Origin of the sequence: Pseudooceanicola batsensis HTCC2597, assembly GCF_000152725.1 — a bacterium.
Lineage (GTDB): Bacteria > Pseudomonadota > Alphaproteobacteria > Rhodobacterales > Rhodobacteraceae > Pseudooceanicola > Pseudooceanicola batsensis.
Map to the genome: position 1 here is coordinate 51,016 of NZ_AAMO01000007.1, position 18,702 is coordinate 69,717.

The 18,702-nt window shown below is 60.6% G+C and carries 20 protein-coding genes; 14 read left to right on the forward strand and 6 right to left on the reverse strand.

Going from position 1 to position 18,702, the window contains the following annotated elements:
• Position 1: 1 nt before the first annotated feature.
• From OB2597_RS00270 to OB2597_RS00285, 4 genes are read right to left on the reverse strand one after another with little or no spacing between them, the layout of a single operon-like run.
• Complete coding sequence (locus OB2597_RS00270; RefSeq protein WP_009803488.1) at positions 2 to 514, reverse strand: acetyl-CoA carboxylase biotin carboxyl carrier protein subunit; 513 nt, start codon at positions 512 to 514, stop codon at positions 2 to 4.
• Entirely contained in the window at positions 502 to 1,971 is a 1,470-nt protein-coding gene (locus OB2597_RS00275; RefSeq protein WP_009803489.1) for an acetyl-CoA carboxylase biotin carboxylase subunit, read from the reverse strand. Before OB2597_RS00275 ends, OB2597_RS00270 begins: the two co-directional genes overlap by 13 nt.
• A 12-nt stretch (positions 1,972 to 1,983) precedes the next feature.
• Complete coding sequence (locus tag OB2597_RS00280; protein WP_009803490.1) at positions 1,984 to 3,783, reverse strand: acyclic terpene utilization AtuA family protein; 1,800 nt, start codon at positions 3,781 to 3,783, stop codon at positions 1,984 to 1,986.
• 21 nt (positions 3,784 to 3,804) lie between these two features.
• A complete protein-coding gene (locus OB2597_RS00285) occupies positions 3,805 to 4,590 on the reverse strand; it encodes an enoyl-CoA hydratase-related protein (RefSeq protein ID WP_040608656.1) in 786 nt (261 codons plus the stop codon).
• 94 nt (positions 4,591 to 4,684) lie between these two features.
• Here OB2597_RS00285 and OB2597_RS00290 point away from each other — a divergent pair, with 94 nt between their 5' ends.
• From OB2597_RS00290 to OB2597_RS00315, 6 genes are read left to right on the forward strand one after another with little or no spacing between them, the layout of a single operon-like run.
• Positions 4,685 to 5,938, forward strand: a complete 1,254-nt coding sequence (locus tag OB2597_RS00290; RefSeq protein ID WP_238529672.1) for an acyl-CoA dehydrogenase family protein — start codon at positions 4,685 to 4,687, stop codon at positions 5,936 to 5,938.
• A 13-nt stretch (positions 5,939 to 5,951) separates the two neighbouring features.
• Positions 5,952 to 7,151, forward strand: coding sequence for an acyl-CoA dehydrogenase family protein (locus OB2597_RS00295; RefSeq protein WP_009803493.1), 1,200 nt, complete (start codon positions 5,952 to 5,954; stop codon positions 7,149 to 7,151).
• A gap of 9 nt (positions 7,152 to 7,160) precedes the next feature.
• A complete protein-coding gene (locus tag OB2597_RS00300) occupies positions 7,161 to 8,015 on the forward strand; it encodes an SDR family NAD(P)-dependent oxidoreductase (protein ID WP_009803494.1) in 855 nt (284 codons plus the stop codon).
• Complete coding sequence (locus OB2597_RS00305) at positions 8,008 to 8,811, forward strand: enoyl-CoA hydratase-related protein (RefSeq protein WP_009803495.1); 804 nt, start codon at positions 8,008 to 8,010, stop codon at positions 8,809 to 8,811. The genes OB2597_RS00300 and OB2597_RS00305 overlap by 8 nt, the downstream gene beginning before the upstream one ends.
• Before the next feature lie 12 nt (positions 8,812 to 8,823).
• A complete protein-coding gene (locus OB2597_RS00310; protein ID WP_009803496.1) occupies positions 8,824 to 9,306 on the forward strand; it encodes a PaaI family thioesterase in 483 nt (160 codons plus the stop codon).
• Complete coding sequence (locus tag OB2597_RS00315; RefSeq protein WP_009803497.1) at positions 9,306 to 9,707, forward strand: PaaI family thioesterase; 402 nt, start codon at positions 9,306 to 9,308, stop codon at positions 9,705 to 9,707. Before OB2597_RS00310 ends, OB2597_RS00315 begins: the two co-directional genes overlap by 1 nt.
• 16 nt (positions 9,708 to 9,723) lie before the next feature.
• Here OB2597_RS00315 and OB2597_RS00320 read toward each other — a convergent pair whose 3' ends face one another.
• Positions 9,724 to 11,013, reverse strand: a complete 1,290-nt coding sequence (locus tag OB2597_RS00320; RefSeq protein WP_238529673.1) for a TetR/AcrR family transcriptional regulator — start codon at positions 11,011 to 11,013, stop codon at positions 9,724 to 9,726.
• Positions 11,014 to 11,182: 169 nt separating this feature from the next.
• On the opposite strand from OB2597_RS00320, the gene OB2597_RS00325 reads away from it, so the two are divergent.
• The 6 genes from OB2597_RS00325 (at position 11,183) to OB2597_RS00350 (ending at position 16,838) form a co-directional block, all read left to right on the forward strand.
• Entirely contained in the window at positions 11,183 to 11,944 is a 762-nt protein-coding gene (locus OB2597_RS00325; protein WP_040608731.1) for a glucose 1-dehydrogenase, read from the forward strand.
• Positions 11,945 to 12,057: 113 nt separating this feature from the next.
• Entirely contained in the window at positions 12,058 to 13,995 is a 1,938-nt protein-coding gene (locus OB2597_RS00330) for an AMP-binding protein (protein WP_009803500.1), read from the forward strand.
• Entirely contained in the window at positions 13,992 to 14,846 is an 855-nt protein-coding gene (locus tag OB2597_RS00335; RefSeq protein ID WP_009803501.1) for an SDR family oxidoreductase, read from the forward strand. Before OB2597_RS00330 ends, OB2597_RS00335 begins: the two co-directional genes overlap by 4 nt.
• A 4-nt stretch (positions 14,847 to 14,850) precedes the next feature.
• Positions 14,851 to 15,555, forward strand: a complete 705-nt coding sequence (locus OB2597_RS00340; protein ID WP_238529674.1) for an AraC family transcriptional regulator — start codon at positions 14,851 to 14,853, stop codon at positions 15,553 to 15,555.
• 21 nt (positions 15,556 to 15,576) lie between these two features.
• A complete protein-coding gene (locus tag OB2597_RS00345) occupies positions 15,577 to 16,032 on the forward strand; it encodes a PaaI family thioesterase (protein ID WP_009803503.1) in 456 nt (151 codons plus the stop codon).
• Between the two features lie 305 nt (positions 16,033 to 16,337).
• Positions 16,338 to 16,838 (forward strand): DNA-3-methyladenine glycosylase I, encoded by a 501-nt coding sequence (locus tag OB2597_RS00350; protein WP_009803504.1) that lies wholly within the window; start codon positions 16,338 to 16,340, stop codon positions 16,836 to 16,838.
• Positions 16,839 to 16,925: 87 nt separating this feature from the next.
• On the opposite strand, the gene OB2597_RS21130 is transcribed toward OB2597_RS00350, so the two are convergent.
• Positions 16,926 to 17,354, reverse strand: a complete 429-nt coding sequence (locus tag OB2597_RS21130) for a MarR family winged helix-turn-helix transcriptional regulator (RefSeq protein WP_084658444.1) — start codon at positions 17,352 to 17,354, stop codon at positions 16,926 to 16,928.
• Between the two features lie 98 nt (positions 17,355 to 17,452).
• Here OB2597_RS21130 and OB2597_RS00355 point away from each other — a divergent pair, with 98 nt between their 5' ends.
• Entirely contained in the window at positions 17,453 to 17,887 is a 435-nt protein-coding gene (locus OB2597_RS00355) for a DoxX family protein (RefSeq protein WP_040608736.1), read from the forward strand.
• On the forward strand, positions 17,884 to 18,588 hold the full coding sequence (locus tag OB2597_RS00360) for a glutathione S-transferase family protein (protein ID WP_009803507.1): 705 nt from the start codon (positions 17,884 to 17,886) through the stop codon (positions 18,586 to 18,588). Before OB2597_RS00355 ends, OB2597_RS00360 begins: the two co-directional genes overlap by 4 nt.
• Positions 18,589 to 18,702 lie beyond the last annotated feature (114 nt).

Here is an 18,702-nt window from a genome sequence, read left to right on the forward strand (position 1 = left end):
CTCATTCCTCCGGGGCCAGCTGGGCAAGCACGTCTTTCAGCCCGAAACTGTCGCCTTCGGCAAACGGCATCTCGGCAATCACCCCGTCGCGTGGCGCGGTCAGCGTGGTTTCCAGCTTCATGCTTTCGATGACCAGAAGCGGCTGGCCTTCCGCAACCGTATCGCCGGGTCTGACCGCGACCGTAACCACGACGCCGGGCATCGGGGCCACCAGCCGATCACCGCTTGCACCGGCATCGCGCCCGGCCAGGCGTTCGGCGGGATCGACGCGCCCGACCTCGTAGGTTCGCCCGCTGATGTGCACAAAGGTCGCTTCCGGCCCAACCGCCAAACGCAGTTCATGCGCTCGCCCCCCCGCGCGCAAGATATGGCCGCCCGGCAGGCCCGTCGGGTCCAACTGGCAGGGCACCGCGCCATCGGGCGTCGTCAGCACGAACCGGCTGCCGTCATGTGCCAGCCAGCATTCGCTTTCTTCCCCGTCGATCTGGAAAATCCGCCGCATCAGTTTGTCCACCCACCCATCTTGCGGTGCATTTGCGGTATCTGCATCACCTCGTCCACCATTCGCGCGTCCGACAAGGCCGCCGCCGCCATCAGAAGGTCCGAGATATCCGCGCCCGGTGCGGTCAGTGTCTCGGCCTGTTCGGCCAGAAAGCCGGTCGAAACCTCGCCCGAGGCAAAATCGGGATGTGCAAGGATTGCATCCAGGTAACCGGTATTGGTCGTCACCCCGAGAACCACATAGTTTTGCACCGCTTGGCGCGCACGGGCGATGGCCTCTGCGCGATCGGCTCCATGCACGATCAGCTTGGACAGCATCGGGTCGAAATCAGTTGTCACCTTGCCGTCGTCCAGAATGCCACTGTCCACGCGAACGCCTTCGCCTGTGGGCTCATCCAGCAGCAGGATGTCGCCGATGGCGGGGCGGAAATCGGCCCCGGCATCCTCGGCGCAGATGCGCAACTCGATCGAGTGGCCGTTTTGCGGAATATCACCTTGCGCGGCGCTCAGCCCCTGGCCCGCCGCGACGCGCAACTGTTCGGCGACCAGATCGAAGCCTGTCACCATCTCGGTCACCGGATGTTCGACCTGAAGGCGGGTGTTCATTTCCAGGAAGTAAAACGCCCCGTCCCGCGCATAGATGAACTCGACCGTCCCGGCCCCGCGATACTTGACCGCGCGGGCGATCCCGGCGGCGGTTTCGCAGATTTCCTGACGTTGCTCGGGCGAGAGCGCCGGTGACGGCGTTTCCTCGATGATCTTCTGGAACCGGCGCTGGATCGAGCACTCGCGTTCCCAGAAATGCACCACGTTGCCCTGCCCGTCGCCCATCACCTGCACCTCGATATGGCGCGGGCTCTCGATGTAGCGTTCGACGAACAGCCGGCCATCGCCGAAATAACGCTCGCCCTCGCGGCGCGCGGTCTCGATCTCGGTCTCCAGGGCGCTGTCCTCGCGCACGACGCGCATCCCCTTGCCGCCGCCGCCGGCTGAGGGCTTGATCAGCAGCGGGTAGCCCACGGCGCGGGCGCGGTCCACAAAGGTGGCGGGGTCGTCATCCTCAATCGCCGACGGCGCGACGGGAAAGCCGCGCTCCTCGACAAAGGCGCGCGCGCGCACCTTGTCGCCCATCAGGTCGATGGCTTGGGAGGTCGGGCCGACAAATGTCACACCGGCCTCTTCCAGCGCCGCGACGAACCCGGCATTTTCCGACAGGAAACCATAGCCGGGATGCACCGCGTCGGCGCCGATTTTCTTTGCAGCCGCGACGATCTGCGAAATATCGAGATAGGCGGCCACGGGCGTCGGGCCGTCGATCATCGCGACCTCATCCGCGATCAGATGGGCCGGCCCCTCTTGCTCGGCGACATGGCGCAACACGACCGTCGCAAGCCCGCGGGCCTTGGCGGTGCGCAACACGCGCGCCGCGATTTCACCCCGATTGGCGACCAGGAGTTTCGAAATGGTCATGGTATTGTCCTTTTAGTTCCGGTCCGAGGCGTTCAGCCCGTCGCGGGCGGCCAGATCGACCGGCACAGGAATTTCAATATCAAGCAGCATCTGCGCGAACCCTTTGCCTTGCGGGTCGATGCGGACCGAGGCGATGCCGCCACCACCAAGCGATTCATGCAGCAGGAAGTTCAGCGAATGGCTTCCGGGCAGGTCGAACCGCTCGACCTTGCCTTCGCAGACGTGGGCGAAATAGTCTTTCACCGCCTCTTCGCTAAGAGCCGAGCGGATATAAGGCAGGTAGTCCGGCTTGCGCGCGAGGATGCCGATATTGGCGATATCCCCCTTGTCGCCCGAGCGGCCCCAGGCCAGATCGACGAGGCGGACCTTGACAACGTCCGGACCGGGCTCGTGGCTATCTGCGGGCCGTGCAGCGGGCGGGTCGAGCTTCACTGCATTCGTAGCGATGGTGACTGGAACCTCCTTGCCGTCCACCTCGACCGCGACGGGGGTATCGGCCTTGCTCTGAAGGAAGGAAAATAGACGGACCACCGGCTGCACCTTGGGCCGCCCGGCAAAGAACCCGGTCAGGCCCTGCGCGGTGGAAATCGCCATCGGCGCGATCTCGCCCGCAAAGATGTTGAGCGCCGCGCGGTCGTCATGCACCGTGCCGATCTTGAGCACGACCTCGCGGGTTTGGGCGCATGCATTGGCCCCATAGGCGGCCTCGGCGCCCAGCACCTCGACGCTGACCTGCCGGAAATCGCCCAGGTTCTTTTCGCGGAATATCCGGCGGCAACGGGTCAGGATGGCCTCGGCCACGCGCTCGGCCTTGGCGGGCGCGTCGATGGCGGCGAGGGTCAGCGTGGTGACGGCGCGCCAGCCATCGGCATGGGTCGCCGACACCTTGTAACTGCCGGTGCGCCCCAGCCCCTTGCCGCCCTTCACCAGCACCCGGTCGGGGCCCACCTGTTCCAGCGTGACCTGCGACCAGTCGCAGATCACATCAGGCAGCAGATAGGCGCGCGGATCGCCGATTTCATAAAGCATCTGTTCGCCGACCGCGCCGGGCACGACCAGCCCGCCGGTATCCGGCGTCTTGGTCATGACGAAACTGCCGTCTTCCGACACCTCGACGATGGGCATCCCCATATCGTCCCAACCCGGCACGTCCTGCCAGTCGGTGAAATTGCCGCCCGTCCCCTGAGGGCCGCATTCGATCAGGTGCCCGGCCAGCGACCCCTGGCTGAGCCTGTCCCAGTCGTCATCGCCCCAGCCGTATTCATGCATCAAGGGACCGAGCGCCACCGCACTGTCGGCGCAGCGCCCGGTGATCACGATCTCGGCCCCGGCATCCAGCGCGGCCGCGATGGGGCGGGCACCCAGATAGGCATTCATGCTCCAGATATCGTCTGGAAACTCAACACCCGAGAACATTTCCGTCTGACCGCTTTTGCGAATTTCATCGACCCTAGGCAACAGGTCATCGCCCAGCACGACTCCGATGGACAGATCGATCCCGGCTTGGGCGGCGGCTTTGGCAAGCGCATCGCTGCAGCCACGCGGGTTCACGCCCCCGGCATTGGCAACGACCTTGATCCCTTTTGCCTTGATATCCGGCAACCAGGGAGCCAGCGCCTTGACGAAGTCCGGCGCATAGCCCGACTCGGGCGCTTTGGCGCGGGCCCGCGCCATCAGCGACATTGTCACCTCTGCCAGATAGTCAAACACCAGATAGTCGATCTCGCCCTTTGAGACCAGTTGACCGATCGCTTCGGGCGTATCGCCCCAGAATCCCGAGGCGCATCCGATGCGCAGTTTCCGATCTGACATATTCTTCTCCTCCCCGCTTGATTAACGGCCCGTCCATTCAGGTTTGCGTTTCGCAATGAAGGCATCAAAGCCCTCGCGCGCGTCTTCTGTCTGCGCAACGCGGGGTAAAAGTGTTTCCGCAAACCGCATCTGCTGCGGATAGGTCATGTCCTCCATCGCGTGACAGGCGTATTTTCCCAGCCGGATCGCGCTCGGCGACTGCGCAGCAATCTGGGCGACCAGTTCTGCAACCTTGTTGTCCAGTTCCGCGGCATCGGTCACATAGTTGACCAGATTGAATTGCAGGGCTTCCGAGGCCGTCAGAGGAACGCCGGTGATGAACATCTCCATCAGCCTGCGCCGGGGCAGCACGCGCATCATGGGTGGTACGATCGTCATGGGAAACAGGCCCACCTTGACTTCGGGCGTCCCAATGCGGGCATGCTCTGCCATTACAGCCAGATCGCAGGCACAGATGATGCCAGCCCCCGCCCCCATCGCGGCTCCATTGATGCGCGCGATGGTTGGCTTGCGGCACGCCTGTATCGTTTCAAACAACCTTCCGGCAAAGTGATCCGGATCTGCCGGATCCTGAACAAACGGGCCGCCATCCGCCCCCGCCTTGATGTCGCCCCCGGCACAGAAGGCGCGCTCACCCTCGCCGGTCAGAACGATCACGCGGCAATCGCTGTCCCTCTCGGCAGCACAAATGGCAGCAATGATCCCGTCTGCGACTTCACGGTTGAGGGCATTTCGGTTTTCAGGACGTCGAATCGTGATACGCACTTCCTGGCCGAGCGCCTGCGATTGAACAGCGGTCTCAGTCATTTCCGTAGCTCCCCCCTGTATTCAGCGCACCGCGCATTCATACGTCGGGTCGTCAAAAGCTTGGCTTGATCTATTTTCTAACATATGTTTGATTTTGGTCAACACTGCAGACGACATTTTTCGGGAGGATGATATGACCACTCAAAGAGAGGCTCTCGCGGCTGATCTGGAGGCCATCAGGGCAAACTATTCGTTGACTGATGAGCAACGCCAGATTGTCGATCACGTGGATCGGGTATCGCGCGAGGTGCTGCACCCGCTGCAAGCGCGTATGGATGACGAGGAATGGTGGCCCGATGATCTGTTCAAGCAGATGGGCGGGCTGGGCCTGCTGGGGATTACCGCACCCGAAGAGCTGGGCGGATCGGGACAGAACGAGTTCACCCAGGCGCTGGTGTCCGAGGTGATTTCGAAGTGGAATCCGGCTGTGGGCCTCTCACACGGGGCGCATGACAACCTGTGCCTGAATAACCTGCTGCGCAATGGATCCGAAGAGCATGTGAAGAAATACGTGCCGGGTCTTTGCTCGGGCGAGCTGGTTGGTGCTTTAGGCCTGACCGAACCGGGCGCGGGGTCCGATGCGCTTGGGTCCATGGCGACCACCGCGCGCCGCGACGGCGATGACTACGTCATCAACGGCTCGAAGATCTATATCACCAACGGGCCGATTGCCGATGTGATCCTGCTTTACGCTAAAACCGACAAGTCGAAGGGTGCCAAGGGCATTTCCGCTTTCATAATCGAGACGGACAATCCCGGTTTCAAGGTGGCGCAAAAGCTTGACAAGATGGGCTTTCGCGGCTCGCCTACCGGAGAACTGGTGTTTGAGGACTGCCGCGTACCCGCGTCCGCCATGGTTGGACAGGAAAACACCGGCGTTTCGGTGGTCATGAGCGGGCTGGACCTTGAACGCGCGATGGTCGCTTCGGTCTGCGTGGGCATGGCGGAACGCGCGCTGGAACTGGGGCTGGAATACGCCAAGATTCGCGAACAATTCGGCCGACCAATCTCGAGCTTCCAGATGATGCAGTCGAAGCTGGCCGAGATCTACACCGAGGTCGAAACCGCGCGTGCCTTCAGTTATCGGGCGCTGGCCGCCTGTACCGGGTTGCCGAAGGGAGCCGGGGGTCGCGGTGAAATACACAAACTGACGGCGGCGGCCTGTCTCTATGCGGGCGAGGCCTTCAACAAGGCAGTGACCGAAGCCTGCCACATCCACGGCGGCTCTGGCTACATGCAGGACACCGAGATCAACCGGCTCTACCGCGCCAACAAGCTGTTGGAGATCGGCGCGGGCACAAGCGAAGTCCGCAAGATCATCATCGCCGAAGAACTTCTGCGCGCCTGAGGGAGACAAGACCATGAACAAGCAACTGCGCAACGACACCGCTCTGCCCACCCATTTCATGACCGACGAACAGCAGGCCCTGGCCGATCAGGCCGAAAAGTTCTTCATGTCCGAGTTTCATCACCTGAACGCGGAGATGGACGATACCGATGACCTGCCGGCCTCGGTCTTTCCCAAGCTGGGCGAGATGGGCTATCTGGGCCTCAACGTACCGCCGGAATTTGGCGGTGCCGGGCTGGACTTCACCTCGGCCTGTATCATCACCGAACAGATGTCGCGGGCCTCTGCCGCGATCGGGCTGACCCACGTGGCCCACGACAACCTGTGCGTCAACAACATCTATCGCAACGCGAATGACGATCTGCGCCACAAATATCTGCCGGGCCTGTGCGATGGCACGCTGATCGGCGCTCTGGGTCTGACCGAACCCGGCGCGGGGTCCGATGCGCTTGGGTCCATGCGGACCACGGCCACGAAGGATGGCGACGATTACATCCTGAATGGCGCCAAGATCTACATCACCAATGGGCCGATCGCCGATTTGGTGCTGGTCTATGCCAAGACCGCGCCCGAGAAGGGAGCCAAGGGTATCTCCGCTTTCATCGTGGAAACCGACACGCCGGGTTTCAAGGTTGCGCAGAAGCTCAACAAGATGGGGTTCCGCGGCTCGCCGACGGGGGAGCTCGTGTTCGAAGACTGCCGCGTTCCGGCGGGGAACATGGTGGGCAAGCTCGATGGCGGCGTTGCCGTGACCATGTCCGGGCTTGATCTGGAACGTGCCATCGTCTGTTTCAACGCAATGGGCATCGCGCAGCGGGCACTGGATATTTCCATCGATTACGCCAAGACACGCCAGCAATTCGGCAAACCGATCGCCAGTTTTCAGATGGTTCAGGCGATGCTGGCCGACATGTATACGCAGATCGAGGCCGCGCGGAGCCTTTCCTTGCGCACCGCAGCCATGTGTGAAGGCCTCGAAGAGGGCGAAGGCGGGCGTGGCGAAATCCACAAGCTCACCGCTGCGGCGATCTACAAGGCCGCCGAGGCGACGTCCTTCGTGCTCGACAAGGCCGTCCAGATTCACGGCGGCTCGGGTTACATGCGTGATACCGAAGTGAACCGGCTGTACCGGACCGGTCGCGTGCTTGAGGTCGGCGCGGGCACCCAGGAGGTTCGCAAACTCATCATATCCGGCGAATTGCTGAAGAACTAGGGGCGGAACATGAGCGAAGCGAAATCAACGCGTTACGCGTCGGATCTCATGGCGGGCCAGGTTGCCCTGGTCACGGGGTCCGGATCCGGAATGGGCCGGGCGACGGCGATCGAAATGGCCTCTTGCGGGGCCAGGCTTGTGCTGTTCGCGCGCCGGGAAGAGCCGCTGGAGGAGACCGCCGAGATGATCCGGTCGGCGGGGGGCGAGGCCTTTGTCGTGCCCGGAGATACCCGCGACGAAGTCAGTATCGAAACTGCGATGGGGCGGATCAAGGACCACTACGGGCAGTTGGATGTTTTGGTGAACAATGCCGGCGGCCAATATATCGCGGCCGCCCGTGATATCACCAACAAGGGCTTCGAAGCCGTGATCCGAAACAACCTGATCGGATCTTGGCAAATGACCCGGGCAGCGGCGGATCACTTCATGTACGACAATGGTGGATCGGTTGTGTTTGTCACCGCCATCTCGGCGCGCACCGCGCTTACCGGCTTTACACACACCGTCGCCGCCCGCGCCGGTGTGACGGGCATGATGAAAACGCTGGCCGCCGAATGGGGCGAATACGGCATCCGCCTGAACTGTGTCGCGCCGGGCACGATCAAGACCGATGCGCTTGGCCGCTATCCGATTCCGCCGGAACAGTGGAAAAAGCTGAACCGCTCGGTGCTAAACCGGATGGGGGCGGCCGAGGACATCGCAGGCACGATCATTTTCCTGGCCTCGAAACTTGGCGGTTTCATCACCGGAGAAGACATTTATGTAGACGGCGGTGAAACCCTGCACATGGGTCACGACGCGCGGGACATGATCAACCCAGCGATGTTCGAGAAACGCGAACGGGGAGATGGCAAGAATGAGTAAGCAACCCGTCCTTCTGGAGATTTCCGACAGGATCGCCACGGTCACGCTGAACGACCCCGAGCGGCGCAACCCGGTCACCGGCAACGACATGATCGCTGCCCTTCTGGAGACCTTCGCCAAGGTGCAGGCCGACCCGCAAGTCAGCGTCATGATCCTGACCGGCGCCGACCCGGCCTTTTGTGCCGGCGGCGACGTCAAGGAGATGAACGATCCCGAAAGCGTGTTCCGCAAGGAACCGCTGGCGGCGGCGCAGAGCTATGTCGACGGGGTGCAGCGCCTGCCGCAGGCGCTCTACAACATGGACATTCCCACCATCGCCGCAGTCAATGGCCCGGCGGTTGGCGCGGGGTGTGACCTGACCATGATGTGCGACATGCGCATCGCGTCGGAAAAAGCAAGGTTCGGCGAGGTGTTTCTGAATCTCGGAATCATTCCGGGCGATGCGGGCAGCTGGTTCCTGTTGCGTCGTCTGGGCCACCAGAAGGCCGCCGATCTGACCTTCTCAGGGCGCATGGTCGAGGCCAAGGAAGCGCTGGAGCTTGGCATGGTGCTTGAGCTGGTGCCGCATGAAAAATTGATGGCACGAGCCCGCGAACGGGCCGCTGTCATCGCCGCGAAACCGCCGCGCGCGGTTCGGATCGCCAAGCGTCTGATGCGCAATGCCGAACGGATGGACCTGCCGGATTACCTGAATTCTGCGGCGGCTTATCAGGCGCTCATGCATCAGACCGAAGACCATCACGAGGCGGTTGCTGCGTTCATCGAGAAACGAAAACCCAACTTCACGGGGCGTTAAGGAAAAGATCGCATGTCTGACATCACCCAAAAGAAGATGGAGCAAATCGCGCAGATGTGGAATGCGCGCGGCAAGAGTCTGATTACGCATATGGCGCTTGAGATCGAAGAGGTCTCGACCGAAGTCGTTCGCGTTCGGATGCCGTTCAATAAGGACTTTTGCGTCGATGCGGCACAAACCCTGCTTCATGGTGGTATCCTGACGGCCCTTCTGGACAGTGTCTTCGGACTGGCAAACTTTGTGGCCATCGAAGGCGTCAGTACCATGGCCACTCTTGACCTGAGAGTTGATTACCTGCGCCCTGCTCGTTCGCGCGCGGATGTCATCGTTCAAGCGCATTGTTTTCGCGAGACTCGCCACATCGCCTTCAATTCCGGCAACGTCTGGTTCGATGGCCATGAGGACGCTGAAATAGCCCGTGGAACCGCGTCGTTTGCTTTGACGCGCGGTGCGACCAGCCTGTTTGACGCGATGACAAAAGGAAAAGCCTCGTGATGGATTTGCAAACTGTCAATGCGCACGTATCCCGAGTGCCGTTTTTTCGATTCCTCAACTTTGAAGTCCACAGTTTGGATAGCCTCCATGCCGAAGCGGAAATGACCTTTGATGACCGCCATATCGGGAACCCGGTCATGGAGTACTACCATGGCGGTATAATCGCGAGTTTTATGGAAGCCACGGCTGCCATCGCGGTACAGCCCGATTTCGCCGACGTTCCGGCCAAGCCGATCAACCTAACCGTCGATTACCTCAGACCCGGTGTGAAAGGACCGCTTCTTGCGCGCGCCAATGTCACGCGCAAGGGCCATAGGATGGCCAGCGTTAGCGTACAAAGCTGGCAGGCGGAACGGGAAAAGGCGGTTGCCGAGGGGTTGTATCACTTCCTTCTGGTTTGACAAAAGCCAATCGCTTTCAGGGCGTGCCTTGTCCCGTGGACGGGGTCGCCTCCCGGTTACAAATTCCTTCGAGTAACAGATTGATGAGCATGCTGGAGAATTCAGGCAGTGATAGATATCCTTCCACTCCTGCCTTGTTCGGGTCGAACCATTCCACCGTCCAATTCAAGGCGCCCAACATTACTTGGCGCAAGGGGACGATCTTGATATCTGACCGTATGGCACCGTCGTCCTGAGCGTCACGGAGTACCCCGTCCCAGAGTTCTCCATATTCATGGCGAATACCCCTGTGCCTCTCCCTGAAATGATTGGGGAGCATTCCATAGCTTCTGATATTCGCCGAAGTGAATTCGCTTGCCTTGAAGAGGAAATCCAGGTGCGCCCAGATTGCAGTCGCTATCCTGGCGTGATGATCGTACGGGGCATCGAATTTCCGCACGGCGCTTTCGACACCTGATAGCAAGTCCTTCAGTCCGGCGTTTAGAACTTCGTCAACGATTGCATCCTTGGAATCGAAGTGGTAATAGACGCTGCCCGCCTTCATGTTCGCTTCTTCCGCGATCTTCCTGAGCGTCGTCGCCTTGTAGCCATTGTCCCTCAGAACGCGCGCCGCGGCCGTCAGGATTTCTGCACGGGTCTTAGCCGCCTTGCCGTCGGGGTCCGGAGTTTTGACGTGTGTGGCGGGGCACAGCTTCAAGCCTTCGGTATCCGCCTTACAATGCAGACACATTCCGTCAAGTATCAGCTTACTCATTCGTTCCGCGAGGATGCGCACCGGATACTTGTCGACATCGTACCATTCTACGGTCCAGTTCATGGCACTTAGGATGAACTGGCGGATCACAGCAGTGGATATGTCGCTTCGAAGGTGGCCGGCGCGTTTGGCGTCATTCAGGAATTTGCCCCAGGCACCCGCATATGATGCACGCAATTCGCGATGCGGGGCGCGTGTTTCGTCCGACAACATCGGATAGTTCCGAATATTGGCTGACGTAAAGTCGCTGTCGGTCAATAGGTAGGTAAGGTGTGTTTCAATCAGCAGTTCGAAAGTCTTGCGAAAATCCTCCGAACTTGTCGGTGCCGACCGAACGATTTCACTGACCGCCTCATATAGTTGACGGACGCCAAGATCGAGAACTTCGCTCAGAATCTGGTCCTTGGATTGAAAATGATAATAAATGCTGCCGGCCTCAATGCCAGCTTCCTGCGCGATGTCGCGCATAGTCGTTGCGTAGTAACCTTCGTATCGAAACAGTCGAGCAGCCGCCGAGAGGATGCCTTCGCGTGTCCTCTCAGACTTGCTCAAGTCGTCGCTCAGTGTCCTGGGTGGGTCAGTCTTGTGTACCATTCCATTTCGATACTTGCGGGACACGAGACTGTCCATTGCATTAAATCTAACAAATGTTAGAATAACGCAAGGAACGTTCCGAATCAAGTTCTTTGCCAAGATGATAGCGGAAGAGGAGGACCTCCATATGCGAGGGTTGAGTGGAAAACGCGTGATCGTGACCGGCGGCGGCAGCGGCATCGGGCGCGCGGTGTGCGAACGGTTCGGCGAAGAAGGTGCCGAGATTGCGATCTTTGACATGAGCGAAGACGGGGCGAAGGAAACGGTTCGCCTGATCACCGAGGCCGGCGGCAAGGCGCAGGCCTTCAAGGTGGACATCACCGACCGTGCCCAGGTCGACAAGGCTGTAGCCGAGTTCGAGGCCGGGGGTCCGGTCGATGTGCTGGTGAACAATGCCGGCTGGGACGTAATCAAACCGTTCCTCGACACAGATGCCGATCTTTGGAAAAAGGTCATCGACATCAATCTTTACGGTCCGCTGAATATGCATCACGCGGTGCTTCCGGGCATGGTCAAGAACGGGGGCGGCCGTGTGGTCAACATCGCGTCCGACGCCGGACGCGTCGGATCATCCGGCGAAGCCGTGTATTCGGCCTGCAAGGGTGGCATCATCTCGTTCACCAAAACCGTAGCCCGCGAACTGGCGCGTAAAGGTATTCAATTGAATGCGGTCGCCCCCGGCCCGACCGATACGCCGCTGTTCGCTCAGGTTGCCGAGGGCGAGGCCGGTCAAAAGATCGCCGAAGGTCTCAAGCGGGCGATTCCGATGAAGCGTCTTGCGCAGCCGACAGATTACCCCGGCATCATCTGCTTCCTGTCGTCGGACGACGCAGGGTTCATTACCGGCCAGGTGATTTCGGTTTCGGGCGGCTTGTCCATGCACGGTTAAAACGCTGGCAGCAGCGCCGGACACAAGGCGCTGCAGCCAAACCGTGCCAAGAGTTACCTCCCCGACTGGTCGCGCCTTAAGTGCGGCCCTTTTTCGTTGTAGAAAGGTTGCGAATGTTTCAGCCAGGCTCTGACATCCAGCGGACAAGCACGCTGACCGCATTTCTGAGGGGCTGCGGCATTGACAGTTACGAGGATCTCGTCCGCCGTTCGAATGAAGACCCAGACTGGTTCTGGGGCCAGATCATTGACCATGCCGGGATACGGTTCGCGCGGCCCTACAGCCGGTTGCGAGATATCTCCGAAGGGCCCGAATCGATCCGGTGGGCCGTCGGGAGTACTTTGAATCTGACGGAAACCTGTCTTGACGCCCGAATTGCCGATGGCTTGGGCGACAAGGTCGCAATCGACTGGGTCGGCGAAGACGGAAGCCGCCGCCGCTGGACCTATTCCGACCTTACCGCCGAAGCCTCCCGCGTCGCCTCGGCCCTTGCCGCGCGCGGTGTAAAGCCGGGTCAGGCGGTGGGCATCTATATGCCGATGATCCCCGAAATCGAGGCCGCGCTTCTTGGTATTGCCCGGCTGGGCGCGGTTGCGGTGCCGCTGTTTTCCGGTTTTGCGCCCCATGCCATCGTATCGCGTCTGAACGACGCGGATGCCGTGGCGGTGTTGACGGCGGATGCCACACCCCGGCGAGGCAAGCCGGTCTGGATGGAAGCGACCCTTGCCCAAGCTTTGACCGACGTGCCATCGGTTCATACCGTGATCAGCCTGCGACGGTTCGGCGGTGCGGTGGCCGATCCGGCCCGCGATCTGGACTGGACCGAAACCGTGGGCCGCGCCAGTCCGGAGTTTGCCGCCATTCCCGTCAGTGCCGACGACACCTTTCTGATCGCCTATACATCGGGCACCACCGGGCGGCCCAAGGGGGTGGTGCATACCCATCTGGGGGTACAGGCCAAGGCCACCGCCGATTTCCTGCTTTGTCTCGACATGAAACGGGACGACCGGCATCTTTGGATGACCGACATGGGGTGGGTTATGGGGCCGCTCACGCTGTTGTCGGTGCTCTTGTCCGGTTCGACGCTGGTGCTGGCCGAAGGCGCACCTTCAATGCCCGGCGATCCCTTCAGACTTCTGCGCCTTGCGTCCGAAATGGAGGTCACGCATCTTGGCGTGGCCCCGACTCTGGTCCGGCAGTTCATGACGCAGGATACTGAACCTTTGTCGGGCTACGACCTGTCGCCCCTGCGCATTGTCGCCTCGACCGGTGAACCCTGGACCGACGACGCCTGGCTCTGGCAGCTCGATCATATCTGCCGCCGCCGCGCGGTGCCGCTGAACATCTCGGGCGGGACCGAGCTTTTTGGCGCGATCCTGACCTCGACCGTGCTGCATGAAATCAAGCCCGGCGGATTTTCGGCCCAGGCCTTGGGTGTCGGCGCCAAGGTGCTGCGCCAGGACGGCAGCGAAGCCGCGCCGGGCGAGGTCGGCGAACTGGTCGTGACTCAACCGCCACTGGGTCTGACCCCGGCCATTTGGGGGGACCGCGATCGCTATCTTGAAACCTATTGGTCCACCTTCCCCGGCCTCTGGCGGCACGGCGACTGGGTGCGCTGCGATCCGGACGGGACATGGTATATTCTGGGCCGGTCCGACGACACGCTGAACATCGCCGGCAAACGCATCGGCCCGCCCGAGATTGAGGCGGCCCTGACCGAAACCGGAGAGGTGGTGGACGCCGCTGCCATTGCCGCACCCGACGATATCAAAGGCGTGGCCGTCGTCTGCGTCTGTGTGGCAGCCCAGGGCGTCACGCCTGACGCAGAGCTTGTGGAGCGGCTCAAGGATCGGGTCGGAGAGATCGTCTCGAAACCCTTCCGCCCGCGCGAGATCCACTTTGTCGAGGCCCTGCCCAAGACCCGCAGCATGAAAACCATGCGCCGGATCGTGCGCGCGGCCTTTCTGGGCGAAGATCCGGGCGATCTGTCGTCGATCAGCAACCCGGAAACCATTCAACCCATCGCAGACCTGCAAAAGGAAAAGCCATGATCACTGTTTTCGGAGCCACGGGCACCACCGGCGCCCCTCTTGTCGATACGCTTATGGCAAAAGGCGCGACCGTGCGTGCTGTCACCAGCGACCCTTCCAGGCTCGATGCGCTAAAAGCCAAAGGATGCGAGGCGGTCGTTGCGAATTTCACGGACCCTGCCGCGCTGGCGCGGGCCTGTGACGGGGCAGAAAAGATATACCTGGTCACGCCTGCCCATCTGGACATGCGTCAGTGGAAGGCGAATGTGATCGCGGCGGCCAAGACCGCGGGGGTGCGCCATGTTGTCGTGGCCACCGGGCTTGGCGCCTCGCCCAAGGCGGGGCTGACATTTGGGAAATGGCATTCCGAAACCCAGGAACTGCTGAAGCAAAGCGGCCTTGACTGGACCTTCGTCCAGCCGACCTATTTCATGCAGAACCTGCTCTGGCAGGCCGGAAATATTGCAAAAGATGGGGTCTATTACGACGATCTGGGCGGCCCTGTGGCCTGGATCGACGCCCGCGACATCGCGGATGTCGCTGCCGAGGCGCTGACCGCTCCGGGGTACGAAGGCAAGGGTCTTGGTCTGACCGGACCCGAAGCTCTTGCCGGAGAGGATATCGCGGCGCTTCTGTTCGAGGTGACAGGTCGGACTGTCACCTGCGCACCCCTGTCGGCCGAGGATGCCAAGGCGGGTATGATCGCAGGCGGAATGCAGGACGAGGTCGCCGGGGCCATGGTCGAACTGGCCTCCATCGCGCCCAAGGGCTATCTTGCTGGCATAGAAACTACGGTCAGCGACGTGCTGGGACGCCCGGCGCGCCGGTTTGCCGATTTCGTCGCCGAAAACCGGGATGCTTTCGTCAAGTAACCTGATGGCGGCGCCGCTTTATCTCGAACTGGCGCCGCCTGAGGAAGCGCCCAGACAGATCGACCACTTGTTCGTGTTCCGCGATACCGGTGTGCTGAGCGGTGGTGGACGCGGGCGGTTCGCAACCGACCTCTTTACCCTTTCGGTAACGCGCGACGACAGCGGCGGCGGGCGCGTATCGCTGGCAGAACCGCGCCCCTATTTTTCGCCCCGCCCAAGGCCATTCCAGGGTGTCGTGGCCGGGCTGCGACTGTCGTCACGACCGCAGCGATTTCCCGACTCCAAAGGGCTGGACATGCTGGCCTCAGAACTGGCCCGGGTTCAGACCGGGGACGATGACCTGCCTGCGCTCATCGCGGTGCTTGACGGCCTTGCGAGAGACCTGCGCTTTGCCGCACCACCCGGAGCTTACAGCGACCGGACCAAACGTCGAAAGGCGCGGGCGGAAACCGGCGTGTCGCGGCGGCGGCTTGCGACCTTGCGACGCTTTCGCCGGGCTCTCGGGCAGCTTGCGTCAAAGACCCTGCCGCTGTGCGATCTGGCGCTGGACGCCGGATATTACGATCAATCTCACTTGTCCGCCGCTTGCCGGATCTTCGCCGGCAAACCGCCCGGCGCGTTGCGCGCTCTGTCTATTCCGCGTCGTTTTGACCTTTCGCTACAAGATACGCGCCTCAAAGACCGCCTAAGATTGGTCATTGACGAATGAAATCGAAGAGGAAGACCCGCCATGACACAATTCAAACCGAAAAACCCCGACTATGACGCACGCGTGCGCGACAGTTTCGATCGCCAGAAGGCAATGAACACGTTGGGGATCAGCATTGCCGAGTTGTTACCCGGCTGCATCGTTCTGGAAATGGCACATCAGGTTGCACTGACCCAGCAGCATGGGTTTTTGCATGCCGGAATCGTGTCGACAGCGCTGGACAGCGCCTGCGGATACGCGGCCTTTTCGCTGATGCCAGCGGACGCGGCAGTGTTGACGGCCGAATTCAAGATCAACCTACTCAACCCGGCGGACGGCGAACGGTTTCGCTTCGTCGCTGACGTGGTGAAACCAGGCAGGACGCTGACCATATGCGAGGCGCGTGCCTATGCCGTGAAGGGCCAGGATGAAAAGCTCGTCGCAACGATGACCGGAACGCTCATGGCGCTGATCGGGCGGGCGGGGGTCGCGGACTGAGCGCAACCCGGCCGCAGCACATCCGATCCGGGCGGCCGGGCCGATTATTCAGACAGCTGGATCAGCTGTTCCAGCGGCTCGCGACCTCGGCCAACCGTTTCCCGTAGGCGCGCGCGGTATCCAGATCGCCGCCAGCAGGTTCAGACCTGCCAAGCGGTAATGTTAGCCTTTAGCAGTGCGGTCGCCGATTGTCCGTCATCAGGGTTTTTCGGAGAGCTGAGACTGTATCGTAACGGAGGATCTGGTTCGGTTTCTGTTCAAGTTTATGCTGCAGCGGCCTGATGCTGCAACCGTAATTGGAACGGATGGACGCCCACGGTGCCGATGGGCTGCCGTCACGCCGGAGTTTCCAGTCAGGGCTGAGCTGGCGCACCATTCTGGCCAAGCGCGAAAACTTTCGTGCTGCCCTCGCCGGGTTCGACTTTCGGGGAGTTGCGAACTTTGACGACAACGACATTGAGCGCCTACTTGCCGATGAAGGAATTGTTCGCTATCGAGGCAAGTTCGAAGCCGTGATCAACAACGCTCGCCGTACTTTCGAGGTCGTCCAAGAGGAAGGCTCCTTCGCTGCATTCATCTGGCTATATGAACCTGCCAAGGACGACGCACTGCCACAAATGCGGTCCAAATCACCAGCGTCCGAGACCCTGTCCAAAGATCTACGAAAGCTTGGCTTCAAATTCGTGGGACCGACCACCGTATATGCATTCATGCAGGCCATGGGATTTATCAACGATCACGCAGAAGTCTGTTGGATGCGAAAGGACGTCGAAACAGCCCGAAACACCCTTCGCACACCGACATAGGCAACTGTCGGCCAATTAACGTGAAAAAAATCAGGGCCACTTAGCGTGGAAAGTCAAAGACAGGTTTCGCGTCAGTCGACCGAGACTTCAGAGCCTTGAGAGTAGCGTGGCCAATTGAGCGGCGTCTTTGGGTTTCAGCTTTGCGCCGATCCTTTCCGACAGAACCCGTTCATAGATCGGCCACATCGCCCTCCTGACAGATTTACCCTTTTCAGAGATAGAAATGTTTTGACCTCGCCCATCTTCCGAGCAGTTCCGTCGGTCCACCAGCCCTGCTTTCACCATGCGGTCCAGCAACCGCGATGTACCGTATTGGGGTAACAAAATCCGGTCTTTGAGTTCGAATGGACGGAGTCCGTCCGGGCCTGCCTTCTCGAGTTCGAGAAGCGCGTCATACCATGCAAGTGGCGGGTATCCTGCCGATTTCAGAGACGATTCGACAGCCTCAAGCAAAACGCGGCTTTTAGTCATGAGGGCTGTCCAGGCGGCCTCAGTAGCATGGTCAATCTCGTTCATATCCAGCACCTATCATATACATGTAAGTGCATCAACCTTGACGTCGCATGTGACGCGTTATATATAGATGCAAATGCATCGACACATGGGATCATATCATGTCACAATCGCACCTCACAGAATTTGGGATATTCCTGCTCCGTATAGCACTCGGTATCATGTTCCTGGCGCACAGCCTGTTTCTCAAGCTCTTCATTTTCACACTTCCCGGAACGGCGCAGTTCTTCGTTTCGATCGGGCTGCCCGGCTGGTTTGCCTATATGATCTTTGCAGTCGAGGCGATTGCCGGTGCCCTTTTGGTCCTCGGCGTACAGGCTCGGTGGGTCGCGTCGGCGACCGTGCCCATCTTGGCCGGAGCGACCTGGGCTCACTCAGGAAACGGCTGGATGTTCGGATACGAGAACGGCGGGTGGGAATACCCGGCCTATCTGACGCTGCTTGCCGTCGTGCAAGGACTTCTGGGCGACGGCCGTTTCGCCCTCAGCCCCTCCTTCGCGCCCGGCAACGTGCAGATGGAGGGAGAGACAACATGAGCCTCCACCTCATTAGCCATGCGCTCTGCCCATATGTGCAGCGCGCAGCGATCTCGCTCACTGAGAAAGGTGTCACGTTCGAGAGAACTCACATCGATCTTTCGAACAAGCCCGACTGGTTTCTTGCCATATCTCCGCTGGGCAAGACGCCTGTCCTGGTTGTGGACGGGACGCCGATTTTCGAATCTGCGGTTATCCTCGAATATCTTGAGGATACACAACCCCACGCGCTTCATCCGCACGACGCTCTCGATCGCGCCCGCCACCGTGCCTGGATTGAATTTGGATCTGCTGTCTTGAACGACATTGCGGGGTTCTACTCGGCGCCGAACGATAAAGCGTTGGAAGCAAAAGTCGCGGCGCTCCGCGCAAAGTTCCTTCGGCTGGACGCGGAGCTTGGGGAGGGACCATGGTTCGACGGCCACCAGTTCAGCCTCGTCGATGTCGTCTTCGGCCCGGTCTTCCGCTATTTCGACGTTTTTGACGCCATCGGAGAGTTTGGCGTCTTCACAGGGCTTGCCCGTGTAAGGGCCTGGCGATATGAACTGGAGCGTCGGGTTTCTGTGAAGAGTGCCGTCAGTGAAGACTACCCGACTCTTCTGCGTGACTTCATCAGACGGCGCAATTCTTACCTGTCCCAGATCATGCAGACAGGAAGGCCGAAGAAGACTGTTACACAGGTGCAATCGGCTGACCGCTGATCACTTGATATCGTTTTGTCGGGCCGCAGTGCAGAACCGGACGTTTGAGTTCGCTTGGTGAATACCCGCTCTGTCCCGCACATCGGATAGTCGCCGACTTTCCCTTGAAGGCCC

Bases quoted from the DNA above. Each gene is read 5' to 3' on its own strand.
- OB2597_RS00275 (WP_009803489.1), bottom strand. From the start codon at position 1,971: ATGACCATTTCGAAACTCCTGGTCGCCAATCGGGGTGAAATCGCGGCG.
- OB2597_RS00280 (WP_009803490.1), bottom strand. From the start codon at position 3,783: ATGTCAGATCGGAAACTGCGCATCGGATGCGCCTCGGGATTCTGGGGC.
- OB2597_RS00285 (WP_040608656.1), bottom strand. From the start codon at position 4,590: ATGACTGAGACCGCTGTTCAATCGCAGGCGCTCGGCCAGGAAGTGCGT.
- OB2597_RS00295 (WP_009803493.1), top strand. From the start codon at position 5,952: ATGAACAAGCAACTGCGCAACGACACCGCTCTGCCCACCCATTTCATG.
- OB2597_RS00300 (WP_009803494.1), top strand. From the start codon at position 7,161: ATGAGCGAAGCGAAATCAACGCGTTACGCGTCGGATCTCATGGCGGGC.
- OB2597_RS00305 (WP_009803495.1), top strand. From the start codon at position 8,008: ATGAGTAAGCAACCCGTCCTTCTGGAGATTTCCGACAGGATCGCCACG.
- OB2597_RS00310 (WP_009803496.1), top strand. From the start codon at position 8,824: ATGTCTGACATCACCCAAAAGAAGATGGAGCAAATCGCGCAGATGTGG.
- OB2597_RS00315 (WP_009803497.1), top strand. From the start codon at position 9,306: ATGGATTTGCAAACTGTCAATGCGCACGTATCCCGAGTGCCGTTTTTT.
- OB2597_RS00325 (WP_040608731.1), top strand. From the start codon at position 11,183: ATGCGAGGGTTGAGTGGAAAACGCGTGATCGTGACCGGCGGCGGCAGC.
- OB2597_RS00330 (WP_009803500.1), top strand. From the start codon at position 12,058: ATGTTTCAGCCAGGCTCTGACATCCAGCGGACAAGCACGCTGACCGCA.
- OB2597_RS00335 (WP_009803501.1), top strand. From the start codon at position 13,992: ATGATCACTGTTTTCGGAGCCACGGGCACCACCGGCGCCCCTCTTGTC.
- OB2597_RS00340 (WP_238529674.1), top strand. From the start codon at position 14,851: ATGGCGGCGCCGCTTTATCTCGAACTGGCGCCGCCTGAGGAAGCGCCC.
- OB2597_RS00345 (WP_009803503.1), top strand. From the start codon at position 15,577: ATGACACAATTCAAACCGAAAAACCCCGACTATGACGCACGCGTGCGC.
- OB2597_RS00350 (WP_009803504.1), top strand. From the start codon at position 16,338: ATGGACGCCCACGGTGCCGATGGGCTGCCGTCACGCCGGAGTTTCCAG.
- OB2597_RS21130 (WP_084658444.1), bottom strand. From the start codon at position 17,354: ATGAACGAGATTGACCATGCTACTGAGGCCGCCTGGACAGCCCTCATG.
- OB2597_RS00355 (WP_040608736.1), top strand. From the start codon at position 17,453: ATGTCACAATCGCACCTCACAGAATTTGGGATATTCCTGCTCCGTATA.
- OB2597_RS00360 (WP_009803507.1), top strand. From the start codon at position 17,884: ATGAGCCTCCACCTCATTAGCCATGCGCTCTGCCCATATGTGCAGCGC.